The sequence below is a fragment of the Cellulosilyticum ruminicola JCM 14822 genome, from assembly GCF_001311925.1.
Lineage (GTDB): Bacteria > Bacillota > Clostridia > Lachnospirales > Cellulosilyticaceae > Cellulosilyticum > Cellulosilyticum ruminicola.
In genome coordinates this window covers 1-13,315 of record NZ_BBCG01000074.1, presented here as the reverse complement: position 1 = coordinate 13,315, position 13,315 = coordinate 1, and the positions used below count along the sequence as shown (strand labels likewise).

Here is a 13,315-nt window from a genome sequence, read left to right as displayed (position 1 = left end):
TAAAGTTTAATGGGCTTATTTATTGAGCAATTAAATCAGCCTACTCATCTAGAATCAGAAACAATTAAAAATCAACTTAGACAATGGATTGATTCTCAAGCTTTATTTATCAAAGCGTTATTTAAAGATTTAAGCTGGGAAAGTTGAGTTAAAATTAATAGTAGAATAAAAATAAAATTGTAAATTACTTTAAGTATACATTGATTATAAGAAAAATGTAGTTTATAGTTAGCATATATCATTAATGAATAAGAACTATTTTATAGGAAATAGATGAGTCTATAGAGGAAGCAGTGTATAGGATATAAAATATATCAGCTAAATGTGAGGTCTAGGTAATTTGTTTTTACAGTATTTATTAAAAAACTTAAAGATATGGGAGAGAGAAAATGAACATTAAAGATATAGCAAGAATTGCTAAAGTAGGTGTAAGTACTGTCTCTAGGGTGTTAAATAATCATCCAGATGTGAGTGATGAAACAAGAGAGAAAGTTTGGCAGATTATTAAAGAAAATAATTATATTCCTAATAATAGTGCAAGGGTACTCAAGCAAACAAATACAAGAAATATTGGTGTATTGGTAAAAGGGGTTTTTAATCCATTTTTCTCTGAAATATTAAAAATCATTAGTGGTGGTGTAGAATCAGCTGGATATACTATGATTTTACAACATCATAATAATGAAAATGATATTGATACATTGTTAGGATTTATTAAAGAAAAAAGGTTACAAGGTGTAATTTGTTTAGGGGGCAACTTCTTAGAATTAGATGATGAACATTTAGAAAATGTAGATGCAGCAATCGTTTTAGTTTCTGTAGATTTAGTTAGAATAAAAAATTTAAAAAAATGTTCATCGATCAGTATTAACAATAAGAAGGCAGCTTATGAAACAATAGAATATCTAATTAATAATGGACACGAGCATATAGGAATGGTATTAGGTGACAAAAAGGATATAGGAGTAGGACGAGAACGTTTTGAAGGATACATAAGCGCATTAGAGTCATATGATATTGAGTTTAAAGAACAATATATTATTTATGGACAATACGATAGTGGAACAGCATATAAAAATACAAAAGAATTATTAGAAAAGCAAAAAGATATTACAGCCATCTTCTGTACATCAGATATCATGGCAATAGGTGTAGCAAAGGCAATATTTGATTCGGGATATAAATTAGGAGAAGGCATCTCACTTATTGGATTTGATGGCATGGATATAGCAAAATACTATGAGCCATCTATCACTACAGTGAAACAACCTAAGTATGAAATGAGTAATTTAAGTATTGAGCTATTGTTAAAATTATTAAATAGAGAAACAAAAAACCAACACATTATATTACCTGTAGAATTAGTTCAAGGTGGTTCGTGTTCTCGAAATAAGTGTTTGGGGACAGGTCTATAAAAGTGATGCTAGCATCACTTTTATAGACCTGTCCCTCTTTTTGTATTAAATGATATTTGAAAAATTTAGTAGTCTAAAGTATAAATACGGAAATAGACATTTTTGGTGTAGAGGATATTATGTAAGTACGGTTGCTAGAAATAAGCAAGCAATAGAAAGATATATGAAAACTCAATTGCACGAAGATATGATAACAGATTAAATAAGTTTAAAAGAATATACAGACTCTTTTAAGGGTGGCAAGTAAAGATTCTCACGCAAGTGGCGGAATCAAGAATGTGCCTTTAGGCACGGTAAGTAACAGTGCTTATAGGGTTGACATAGAAAACCACCAGATAAGCTGGTGGATTCTTATTGTATATTTTTTGAGAAATTACAAATAATTGTTATGTATATGCAGAGAGTTGAATGGAAGAAAGGGGAATGAGAATGAGTCAGATAAGTAATGTTTTTTCTGTTTATATAAATATTGTGATGTTATGTATTGGTTTATATATGACTTTTGTTCAGGGGAGAAACCTAGTAGATGTGGAACATATGAAAAGGGAGGCTAATGCTGTTAGGATTATGGGGTGGATTTATATTGTAGTTTCAATTGCTGGATTTATTATAATGGCGGCATTTTGATGGGGTATTTAACTATTAAGAAATTAGATTATTAAGAAATTAGATTATTAAGAAAGGATAGCATATGAAAAATAAGAATGATACTAGCAATGGAGTTACTGTAGAAGATTCTTGGCATGATAGTGAGAATAAGATAAATATACCTTTATCAATAGATCTTAATGAGAATATAAAAAAGATAAATATGTTATTTGAAAATTGTATGGATATTGTTAAAAGGGAGGTGGAATTAGGAACTGATAAGAAGATTAAAATTTATGGTGTCTATACAGATGGTTTAGTAAATAGAGAAGTTTTGGAGCATTATTTACTTAGTGTTGCATTTGATTATAAAAATTCAGAATGCGAAATCGAAGATTATAGAACACCTACTCAAATTATTATGCAACATTTTTCAGCTACTTTTGATGTTAAAGAAGTAGATAAAATGGATGATTTGGTTAAGGCAATTTTATCTGGAGATACTGCTATTTTTGTTGATCAATCTGAGAAGGCATTAGTTATTGCAACACGTGGATGGCCTGGAAGAGGAGTAGGAGAACCAAATGCAGAGAGTGTTGTAAGAGGCCCAAGAGATGGTTTTACAGAGACTATACGATTCAATACGGTACTTGTAAGAAGACGTATTCGTGATACTAAACTCAAAGTAAAAATGATGAGCTATGGGACAAGGAGTAGAACTGATGTTGCCATTATGTATATGGATGATATTGCGAAGCCAGAGCTTATAAAAGAAGTTGAAACTAGACTTAATAAATATGTTATTGATGGAGTGTTTGACAGTGGATATATTGAGCAATTAATTGAGGATAGTTGGAAAAGCCCTTTTCCACAAACTCAAGCGACAGAAAGACCAGATAAATTTGCAGCTAGTTTATTAGAAGGAAAAGTTGGAATTATTGTAGATAACTCTCCTTTTGGAATCATTGTGCCTGCTACATTAAATGTGTTTTATCAAGCGTCTGAGGATTATTACCAACGCTGGCAAATTATGAGCTTTTTAAGAATCCTACGTTATTTAGTTTCATTTTTATCATTTACATTACCAGGATTATATATAGCTGTATTAAATTTCCAACCAACAATGTTACCAACAGCTTTTGCAGTATCTATTGCTGCGGCTCGGGAAGGGGTAACGTTTTCGACGGTGGCGGAAATAATAGTTATGGAATTAATATTTGAATTGTTTAGAGAGGCTGGAATTAGAGCGCCGGGGGCTATTGGACATGTAATAGGGCTAGTTGGTGGGATTGTTATAGGACAGGCAGCAGTAGATGCTAAGATTGTTAGTCCAATGATTATTATCATTATTTCACTTACTGCAATATGTACATTTGCGGTGCCAGATTATAGTTTGACGTCTGCATTTAGGCTTATTAGATATATGTTTATAGGATTATCAGCTTTTCTAGGGTTATATGGATTTTTAATTGCATTTTTAATTACATTGATTCATTTATCATCTCTTGAAAGTTTTAAAGTACCATATCTTGCTCCATATAACATTAGTGATCGTAATGGCTTTAATGATTTGAAAGATACTATTCTTAGATTTCCAACATTTATGCAAACAACAAGGCCGATTTATGCAAGAGCTGAGCAAAGACGTCGTTTACGTGTAAATGGCGACAATATACAGGATGTATCACCAGGCCCAAATAGTGGTGTAACTAATGGGCAAGTTGATAGGAAAAGTGGAGATGAAACTGAGTAAGGTAAAAAAATGAAAGGAGAAATAATGGATGTTTACGCATAATGGCAGGGTATCCGTAAGACAAGTAGAGATATTTTTAATACTACAAATGCTGAATACAACTATTTTGTTTTTGCCTAAAATAGCTGGGGATTATGTGGAGAGAAATGGATATATATTACCACTTTTAGCGAGTATATTAGGTGTGATATATGTTTTTTGTATTGAAGGGATTACAAAACGATTTCCTAAAGATACTTTGGTTGAATTTTTGCCTAAAATTGTACCAGATTTTGTGGCATATATAATCATTATTTTATTTGCTGTTAAAATTTTAATTATAACAAGTCTTGAGGCAAGGATGTTGGGAGAAATGATTTCACAGGTACTACTTCCTAAAACACCGATTCAAGTTATTATTTTAGTAATGTTATTAAGTGTGGCATACCTTGTAAAATCAGGGGTTGAAGCGATTGGGAGAATGGGAGAGGTATTGATTTATTTTATAGCAGTATCACTTGTTTTGGTATTTTTATTAGTAGTGCCTCATGGAGAATATATGCAACTTATGCCATTCTTTCAAACTAACTTAAGAGGGATTGGAGTAGGAACTTTTGTTGTAAGTTTAATTTTTATGCCGCTTGAAATTATGTTAATGTTAGCAGGACTGATGAAAGAGACTGATAAAGTTAGAAGAGCAATGTTAGTGCCTGTTATTATTGTTGGAATAGCTAGTGCAATTATTGTACTTTTAACTTATGTGGGAGTTGGATTTAATGAGACACAAAGACAGGTGTGGCCTGTTTTAACACTTATGCAAAGCATGAGTTTATCAGGAACAATGGTGGAGAATCAAGAAATTTTAATGATGACAGGTTGGACTTTTAGTATTTTTATATATCTTAGTTCGGGAGTTTATTTTACTTCATTAATAGGAAGTAGGAGTTTTAAATATAAAAGAGAAAATATATTTGTTTTACCACTTATACCGATAGCTTATTTTATTGCAATGATACCTGAAAATTTAGTAATGGCCTATGATTATTATAATAAGTTTCAATATTATTTTGGTATATGGTTTATATTACCTGTTCCTCTTATACTGGCTATTATAGCTAGAGGAAGGAGGAATTCTCATGCAAAATAAATTAAAATTTATTGCTATGACAATGTTAATTTTAAATACCTCATTTATTTTAACAGGATGTTGGGATAGTGTAGAAATTAATGAGAGAAATGTAGTGATGGAAGTTGCTATAGATAAAAATCAAGATGCAGATTTAAGTCAACCTATTAATAAGCGTGACAGTTATCAAATCACTTATACAATACCTGATAGGGCTAAACTTTCTGGAAAAGATAGTTTAGCTAAAGATGTGAAGAGTTCAATAGTTACAACGACCCCAACTATTGAAACAAGTGTAGATGAGGTGGAAAGTAAATCTCAAAATACAATTACTTTTAGTCATACGCAAGCTATTGTGTTAGGCGAAGAATTAATGAAGGATTCAGATTTATTTAGAGGTGCGATAGATGGACTTATAAGAAATATGGAAATAAGTCGAACAACTAATCTTTTAGCTACAAGAGGAAAAGCAGGAAATTTAACGCAGGAAGATAATGAACAAAATCCAATTTTAGGGCTATATGTAATGAAGTATTTTAATAATACAGAACGTCCAGTAAGTTATGCAAAAGAACAATTGGTTGGTAATATGATAAGAGAATTGGAAGATACTAATATTAGCACAATTCCAGTTATCAATACGGATGAAAAAGGTGCAGTAGAAATTAGTGGAGCAGCAGTTATAAGGAATTATGAGTTAGTAGATTTTATAGGAAAAGATGTTGTAAGGGGACAGTTGTTTGTTGAAGGGAAAATTAATCAAGTACCTATTGTAGTAGAGTATAAAGGAAGTTCGTTGACTTATATAATAGATACAGAACATTCAAAGATAACGTTTAATAGTGATGGGAATGTAGCAGATGCGAACATAGAAATTTTAACGGAAGGTAATATAACAGAATATGTGTCTACAGATACTAAAAATATATTTAGCATAGAAGATATTAATCAAATAACAATATTATTACAAGATGAAATAAGGCATCAGGTTATGGTGGCTGTTAATAAATCAAAAGAAATAAATGTAGATTTTCTTAATATAGGTTTACAAATGTATCGTAAACACCCTAAACAATGGCAAAGTTACTCTCAAAATTGGGAAGATGAAGGCTATAAATCATTTCCAATTAAAATTCAAGTAACTTCAACCATCAAAAATACTGGCATGCTAGAATAGCTTAAGGAGTAGTTTTTAGGGACAGGTCTTTAAAATAAATATGTGGGGGATTTTTGAAATTGAAATGATTAAAATATGATATGTTGGCAATGCTTGTAAATAAAAACAGGAGAAAGTATATGCCAAGAGTACGTAGAGAAAAGTGTCCAAACAGTATATATCATGTAATTGTTAGAGGTAATAATCGAGAAGATATATTTAAGGATTATGCTGATTGCATGTGCTATTTAAGTAGATTAAAACGTTATAAGGAAAAGTTTAAAATGGAGATTTATGCATATTGTTTGATGACTAATCATGTACATTTAGTAATTTATGATAATGGACAAGATATATCTAAATTTATGCATGGACTTAGTTTGAGTTATGCTATCTACTTTAATAAGAAATATGATAGATGTGGACATGTGTTTCAAGGACGATTTACAAGTCTATTGGTACGAAGTGATGAATATTTTGTATATGTATCAAAATATGTGCATCGTAACCCTGTTAAAGCTAATATTGTAGATGATGTTCTTCAGTATAATTGGTCTAGTTTTAAAGCATATATGAGTGAAAAAGATAAGTTAGAGATTGTAAGTACAGAACGTTTATTAAAATATTTTTCAGATGATGTGAAAAAAGGGAAAAAGATATATTTATCGTATGTTCGTAATATTGAAGATGAGGGAGAGGCGGAAGCTGCAAGTGTATTAGAAACAAGTGGTTCAGTTCAGAATGATGAAGAGCAGAATAAAAAAAGATAAGCATTGATAGGATTTTTGAAGTTGTAGAAAAAACTTTTAAAATTAGTAGATTAGAAATTGTACGGCGTAATAATGTAGCTTATAGATATCAGAGGGATATGTGTATTTATTTAGTAGCATTGTTGACAAAAATGTCTTATGAGAGGATAGGAGAATTGTTTTTGGTAAAGGCAGCAGCAGTTGGGATAAGTATTAAGAGGAACATAAATCAGATGATTAAAGACAAGTATACTTTGAAACAAATAAATAAAATGATTCAAATGATTTATAGTTAATAGGGTGTATAAACTATTTAAGTTAGGGCAAAGATTTAGTTAGGAAAAATGTTGTGGAAAATATGGGGGGATAGATATGAGTAAACTAGATGAGTTATTAAGATATAAGAAGTATAACAGTAGGCTTGTATATACAGTTACGTTGATAATAGCAGTAGTGGTATGTGTTGGATTAGGAATAATTACTATATATGCTAATGGAGTAAGTCAAGACTTAGCTCAAAATATGTTACGTTTCCATGTGGTAGCTAATAGTGACAGTACAGAAGATCAATTACTTAAACAACAAGTAAAGGATGAAATTATAGCTTATATGGAACCACTTTTAAAGAAATCTAAAAATATAGAAGAAAGCAAAGTGATAATTCGAGAACATGAAGACAGTATTCAGAATGTAGCAGAACATGTGGTTTATAGGTGGGGAAAAGACTATAAAGTACAAGTGTTTTTAGATAAGGCTAATTTTCCAACGAAAGCTTATGGTGATATAGTTTTACCAGCGGGACAATATGAAGCTTGTCGTGTTATTATTGGTGAAGGAAAAGGCCAAAATTGGTGGTGTATTATGTTTCCGCCATTATGTTATGTGGATGCGGCCAAAGGAGTAGTTCCGATGGAAGGAAAGGAAGAATTACAAGATCAATTAACTCCAGAACAATATAAACTTATTTCAAGATCAGAGGTACATTATGAAGTACGATTTAAGATAGTAGATACAGTAAATTCATATCTACACAAAGAAGATTATAAGGACTGTAATGAACATTAAAGTTTTAAGGTTAAAATATGGAATGTGTGGTTGAATAATAAATAATAACGTACTAAAATATAATAATAACATATAGGAAAATACTAGATAATATAGGTTCTGTAAATAGGAGGAACATGATGAAAAAGAATGTATTATTATTATTTGGAGGATGCTCATCAGAACATGAAGTGTCACTTAAATCAGCTACAACTATTTTAACTAATATTGATAAAACTAAATATGAAGTACATCCAGTAGGAATTACTAAAGAAGGTAAATGGTTATTATATAAAGGTAATGATTTAGATCTTACTAAAAATGGATGGCAAACAAATGGTATTCCTGCAATTCTTAGCCCAGATGCAACACAAAAATGTCTATGGATTTGCAAAGAAGGGAATACAGAGCAAATTAAGATTAATATAGATGTAGTATTTCCAGTATTACATGGGAAGAACGGAGAAGATGGAACAATTCAAGGTCTTTGTCAATTAGCACAAATTCCGTTTGTAGGTTGTGGTGTATTAGCATCAGCAATTTCAATGGATAAAGCATTTACTAAAATAGCAGTAGCAACAAAAAATGTTCCTCAAGCGAAATATGTAATTGTAAAAGACAAAGAATTAGAAGATATTCATCAAGTAGTAGAAAAGATTGAAGCTGCTTTTGACTATCCATACTTCATTAAACCAGCTAATGCAGGATCATCAGTAGGTATTTCTAAAGCTAAAAATAAAGAAGAATTAGTTGATGGTTTAAGAGAAGCCATGAAACATGATAAAAAGGCATTAGTTGAAGAAACAATTATTGGTAGAGAAGTGGAAACAGCTGTATTAGGTAATGAAGATTTAAAAGTTTCAGGTGTAGGTGAAATTTTAGCAGCAGCAGAATTCTATGATTTTGATGCAAAGTATAATAATGCAGAATCAAAAACTGTAGTAGATGCAGATTTACCACAAGAGACAAAAGAAAAAATTAGACAATATGCCAGAGATGTATTTGATGCAGTAGAAGGAAAGGGAATTTCAAGAATTGACTTCTTCGTAAAAGAAGATGGTGGAATTATCTTTAATGAACTTAATACATTACCAGGATTTACATCTATTAGTATGTATCCAATGCTTTTTAAAGCAGCAGGAATTGAAATAACAGAACTTATTACTAATTTAGTTGAGCTTGCTAGTTTATAATTAAGTTCAACATAAATATGCATATAGAATATAATAAGGTTATTTGTGATAGAATATGTACCACAAATAACCTTATTGTGTTGCTGGAGAATTGTATAATGAATAAAAGTTATAGATTAATAAACTGGAGACAGAGGAAAAGTTAATGAAACAAGTGACAGTAAAAGTATATGATAAGCAAACATATGATACACATTTTGATACAAATGAAGTGAGTTATAAAGGACAGCTTGCTTTTAAAAATGATGGGATATTTATTACGTATAAAGAAGCTGAAAATAATATTACTACAATGATTAAAGCTAAGGATAATAAAATTGCTGTAAAGAGATATGGTGGAATGAAAGCAAACTTATCTTTTGATAAGGAAATGCCACATAAAACAATTTATTATACACCATATGGAGAAATGGAAATTCAAATAAAAACACATAAATGTGATACTTATATTTTAGAAAAAGGAATTAAGATTTATATTGAATATTCTATTTGGATGCAAGATAAAAAGGTAAGTGATAATGTATATATGCTTGTAGCAAATTAATAATTGGGGACAGGTCTTTAAAACTGATATTCGAATAGCAAACAGCAATTTTAAAGACCTGTCCCCATAAACTTAATATATACTTGAACCGATATATAAGGTAGCGTATTTAAATTACAATAGGAGGTGGAGTATATGAAAAAACGATGGTTTATAATGGGTTCTATAATACTAGCTACAAGTATGAGCTTTAGTACAATAGCTAGTGTGCCAGTATATTATGATCAACAGGAATATATGGACGCATTATATGATAATTATTCAGAAGAACGAGGAATTGTTATAGAAAATAATCCACAGTTAGGATATATAACATATAGAAATGGTAATGGTGCAACAATTACAAGGAATTATTATACTAATGAAATTAGTGTGGAAAAGCAGCCTTATTATGAAACAGAAGATAAAATAGGTTATTTAGATGAAATATTCCCTTACTTTAAGTATGATGCAAGAGATACAACAATAGGTAGTATTAAAGCTGGAGATTGTATTTATATTAGAATGGATAAGGATAAATATATTACATATATTAGTGCATATAACGATTACATGATGCGTTATGCTAAGGTAAATACATTTAATTTTAATTCTGATGATAAAACAAATATTATTCTTGAAGATGAAAAAGGAAATATTTATTCATATGATTTAGAGTTGTCAACACCTGTAAGCAAAGGTGGAGTTCCATGTTCGATTAGTACAATTAAGCCTGGTGATTGGGTGAAAGTATTAATTTCTCAGAAAATATTAGGAGAAGGAATTATAGAAGAAAGTATCGAGGAAGTTGTTGTTGATAACGATACGCGTGTGATTTCAAGTCTTTATAAAGGACAAGTTACATCTATTGATAAGTATAAGGACTTATTAAATCTAAAGAATGTACAATCATTAGGAAAGCTTAATTGGGGGAAGTATAATAGTTTATTACGTCTTAATATTAATCCACAAAATATAAAATCCTACTTAATTGGTAATCAAGTCTCATTAGATTATATAAGTAGAAATCTAAGAAATGCAGAAGGATATACATATGTTGCTGCTGAAAATTATAAAGGTAAGGAATACGCAGTTAAATTAAACTTCCAAAGTAAATTACAAAATACATTACAACCATCTACAGTAATATATGCTTCGTCAGGGATTGTTAAATTACTCTCAGGAGAGAATTTATACGTTGCAGAAGATGCTATTATTGTGAGAGATAATAAACTAGTTGAGTCTCATAATATTATGGTGGGAGATGTACTACAAGCAGTAGTAACTGGTGAAAATAAATTGGCAGTAGGGAAAATTTCGAGTGATGTAACAACAGCATCATTAGAAGTGTTTAGAGGTAGAATTAAGAAAATCAAAGATAGTGAAGAATTCCAATTTGAAACATTCTCATTATTAGATGGACACCAATGGTATTATCATCCAACACCACGTACATTTTCTATTGATTTGGATACTAAATTCTACAATGAGTCAGGATATGTACAAGGGGGAATAGAAAAATTCTTATCATACGGTGAAGATTCTGAAGTAGGAAATGTATATACTGTAGTAGCAGTAGGTGATAAGGCTTACATGGTTGTAAAAATGCCTTATGTAACAAATGCTGCTAAGGGACAGGTTTATAAAGTTGAAGGTAATAGTGTAGGCATTAAAGATGTTTATTATTATCATAAGAGCCAGAAGAAGTGGGTTGAATATAGTAAGAAGAATCTAGGAGCAACTATTAATTTAGGCGTGAATAGTGTAGTTATTAAAAATGGAAAGGTTATTCCAGTAAGTAAACTAGAAAAAGGTGACATTATTAGTACTATGATATCTACTAATTTAAAAGATACAGCAGGTATTGCAGATGGTTATATTATAGTCGTAGAAAATTAGGAGGAACCCATGAGAAAAATATTTGTATTAGGCCTAAGTTTTATGCTGATGACAAGTTCTGTTTATGCAGCAGAAGGTGAGATGGGATACTTTGGTGGCATTAGTTCAGGAATTAAACTAAAAACATCAACAGCATTAGCACAGACAAATGCTAAAAAGGTTTCAAAGTATACATTACCATATAAAGAAAATGTATATATTTCAGGTAAAGCAGAAACAATAGAAGGAACTATTGAAATAAAACCAGGGAAAGATATGGATAAAGAAGCTGGTGTAGGTAGTTATACAGAATCATATGTTATGAGAGGACAAAATGCTACTAATACAACCAAGATAACTAGATCTATTACATTTGAGACTCAATATGTATATGATGCCACTTCAAAACAAGCAAGAAAAGTATCTACGGTTAAGAAATGGAATGAAACGGTTATAGTAAATGGTACAACATACAAGTTAGATAGTGATAAGTCAAGTTATACAAAAAGTATATTAGAGGATTACACACCAGGGGTTCTTTATTATAGAGGTGATGTACAGTATGATGCTGTATATGCGTCAGGAAATGATGCTGAAATAACAGTATCTGTTTTTGGACCGATTTATGGATATGAGCAAGCATTTGCTAAATCAGAAACACAAAAAAGAACAATTACAATAGATATTGGTGATGGAGAAGGTTATTCAATAGAAGAAACACCAACATATACTGTACATAGAGATATACATTATGATAAAAATGAACCAACTGCAATTAGTATGAGTGGAAACTATAAAGAAATTATTAGAAATGAAGGTGTGTTAAGTTATAATATTTTACAAGGTAGTCCAGAGTTATACGATGATGAATTATCTGGTATGGTTAGTGTAGAAAATACACCAACAATTGAGCAATTATCAGTACTAACGAATTTAAATCTTCAAGGACATCCTGCAGAAACTCAGATAAAAAAATGTATAGTATGAATATATTTAATGATAAAGTTGGAACATTTTCAGCGAATCAAGTAGTAACCAAGGGTGAATATATTAGAATGTTAGTTACAGCATTGCAAATACCGTTACCAGAGGATACAATATCTAAAAAAAGCTCATCAAAATCATCTAAAAAGAAAAATACTCAGGAGGCACCATTTACGGATATAAAAGAGAGTGATGAAAATTATAGATATGCAGTAGCAGCATATAATGCAGGTTTAATTAGTGGGGGAATTTTTGGAGCAAATACATATTTAACAAGAGAAATGATGTATTTATATAATATTCGAGCTATAGGATTAGAAAGGCTTGGTTTAGGAACTATGGATGTATATACACCATTTATAGATGATAAAGAAATTTCATCATGGGCAAAAGGAGCATTATATGCGGCAAGTAAACTAGGAATCATCACAGTAAGTAACGGATATATTTTTCCTAAAAAATATGTAACAAAAGCAGAATGTGCTACATTTCTAAATCAATTTATAGATTATTTAAGATATGATTTACAAAAAGATTATAACGATAAAATGTTAATTAATTAATAGGCCAAAAGAAAGTGTACCCTATAAAGTAGAGTACAAAAAAGAGGAGCTATGAAGCTCTAGAAAGATGATTTCGATATTGTATCGGAGTTATCTTTTTTTATGTCCATTGTGGTAAGTGATGAATAACCTACCGTTCCTACAGGGTAAATTCCTATGCGATAATAGATGCAACTTGGAGTTTTTGCCACCACTGGGTTCATTATGAGGTAATTGGATCCTTTTACTACACAATCTTGCTAGCCAGTATGAGAGGCACTTTAAAATTAATAATGGAGTTGGATTCAAATGATACAAAAAAACAAAAGACGTTCACTTCAAGAATCAATGTCATTAAGTTAAGATGACAAAAAAATCTCTATAC

The 13,315-nt window shown here is 30.6% G+C and carries 12 protein-coding genes and 2 pseudogenes; all 14 read left to right on the top strand.

Going from position 1 to position 13,315, the window contains the following annotated elements; translation table 11 throughout:
• Positions 1-389: 389 nt before the first annotated feature.
• The 14 genes and pseudogenes from JCM14822_RS16245 to JCM14822_RS16190 all read left to right on the top strand — a co-directional run bounded on the left by JCM14822_RS16245 (position 390) and on the right by JCM14822_RS16190 (position 12,951).
• The gene (locus tag JCM14822_RS16245) at positions 390-1,415 is read left to right on the top strand and encodes a LacI family DNA-binding transcriptional regulator (protein WP_054743436.1); all 1,026 of its coding nucleotides are present in this window, start codon (positions 390-392) and stop codon (positions 1,413-1,415) included.
• A 49-nt stretch (positions 1,416-1,464) separates the two neighbouring features.
• Positions 1,465-1,617, top strand: a pseudogene (locus tag JCM14822_RS19605) (transposase); the annotation flags it as partial.
• Between the two features lie 227 nt (positions 1,618-1,844).
• Positions 1,845-2,042 carry a CLC_0170 family protein gene (locus JCM14822_RS16240; RefSeq protein ID WP_054743434.1) on the top strand — a complete coding sequence of 66 codons (198 nt, stop codon included), beginning with the start codon at positions 1,845-1,847 and terminating at the stop codon, positions 2,040-2,042.
• A 64-nt stretch (positions 2,043-2,106) separates the two neighbouring features.
• Positions 2,107-3,756, top strand: a complete 1,650-nt coding sequence (locus JCM14822_RS16235; protein ID WP_054743432.1) for a spore germination protein — start codon at positions 2,107-2,109, stop codon at positions 3,754-3,756.
• Between the two features lie 28 nt (positions 3,757-3,784).
• Positions 3,785-4,882: a GerAB/ArcD/ProY family transporter gene (locus tag JCM14822_RS16230; protein ID WP_054743430.1), complete on the top strand. Its 1,098-nt coding sequence runs from the start codon at positions 3,785-3,787 to the stop codon at positions 4,880-4,882.
• Entirely contained in the window at positions 4,872-6,038 is a 1,167-nt protein-coding gene (locus JCM14822_RS16225; protein ID WP_054743422.1) for a Ger(x)C family spore germination protein, read from the top strand. The genes JCM14822_RS16230 and JCM14822_RS16225 overlap by 11 nt, the downstream gene beginning before the upstream one ends.
• A gap of 119 nt (positions 6,039-6,157) precedes the next feature.
• Positions 6,158-6,787 carry a transposase gene (locus tag JCM14822_RS16220; RefSeq protein WP_054743421.1) on the top strand — a complete coding sequence of 210 codons (630 nt, stop codon included), beginning with the start codon at positions 6,158-6,160 and terminating at the stop codon, positions 6,785-6,787.
• Positions 6,784-6,936, top strand: a pseudogene (locus tag JCM14822_RS25220) (hypothetical protein); the annotation flags it as partial. The gene JCM14822_RS16220 and the pseudogene JCM14822_RS25220, both read left to right, overlap by 4 nt.
• Before the next feature lie 202 nt (positions 6,937-7,138).
• Positions 7,139-7,831 carry a stage II sporulation protein R gene (gene spoIIR, locus JCM14822_RS16215; RefSeq protein ID WP_054743419.1) on the top strand — a complete coding sequence of 231 codons (693 nt, stop codon included), beginning with the start codon at positions 7,139-7,141 and terminating at the stop codon, positions 7,829-7,831.
• Between the two features lie 119 nt (positions 7,832-7,950).
• Positions 7,951-9,003, top strand: a complete 1,053-nt coding sequence (locus tag JCM14822_RS16210; protein ID WP_054743417.1) for a D-alanine--D-alanine ligase family protein — start codon at positions 7,951-7,953, stop codon at positions 9,001-9,003.
• A 145-nt stretch (positions 9,004-9,148) separates the two neighbouring features.
• Positions 9,149-9,547: a DUF1934 domain-containing protein gene (locus JCM14822_RS16205; RefSeq protein ID WP_054743416.1), complete on the top strand. Its 399-nt coding sequence runs from the start codon at positions 9,149-9,151 to the stop codon at positions 9,545-9,547.
• Positions 9,548-9,682: 135 nt separating this feature from the next.
• Positions 9,683-11,425, top strand: coding sequence for a hypothetical protein (locus JCM14822_RS16200; RefSeq protein ID WP_054743414.1), 1,743 nt, complete (start codon positions 9,683-9,685; stop codon positions 11,423-11,425).
• Positions 11,426-11,434: 9 nt separating this feature from the next.
• Positions 11,435-12,391, top strand: a complete 957-nt coding sequence (locus JCM14822_RS16195; protein WP_054743412.1) for a hypothetical protein — start codon at positions 11,435-11,437, stop codon at positions 12,389-12,391.
• Complete coding sequence (locus JCM14822_RS16190; RefSeq protein WP_172674845.1) at positions 12,388-12,951, top strand: S-layer homology domain-containing protein; 564 nt, start codon at positions 12,388-12,390, stop codon at positions 12,949-12,951. The genes JCM14822_RS16195 and JCM14822_RS16190 overlap by 4 nt, the downstream gene beginning before the upstream one ends.
• The last annotated feature ends 364 nt before the right edge of the window (positions 12,952-13,315 follow it).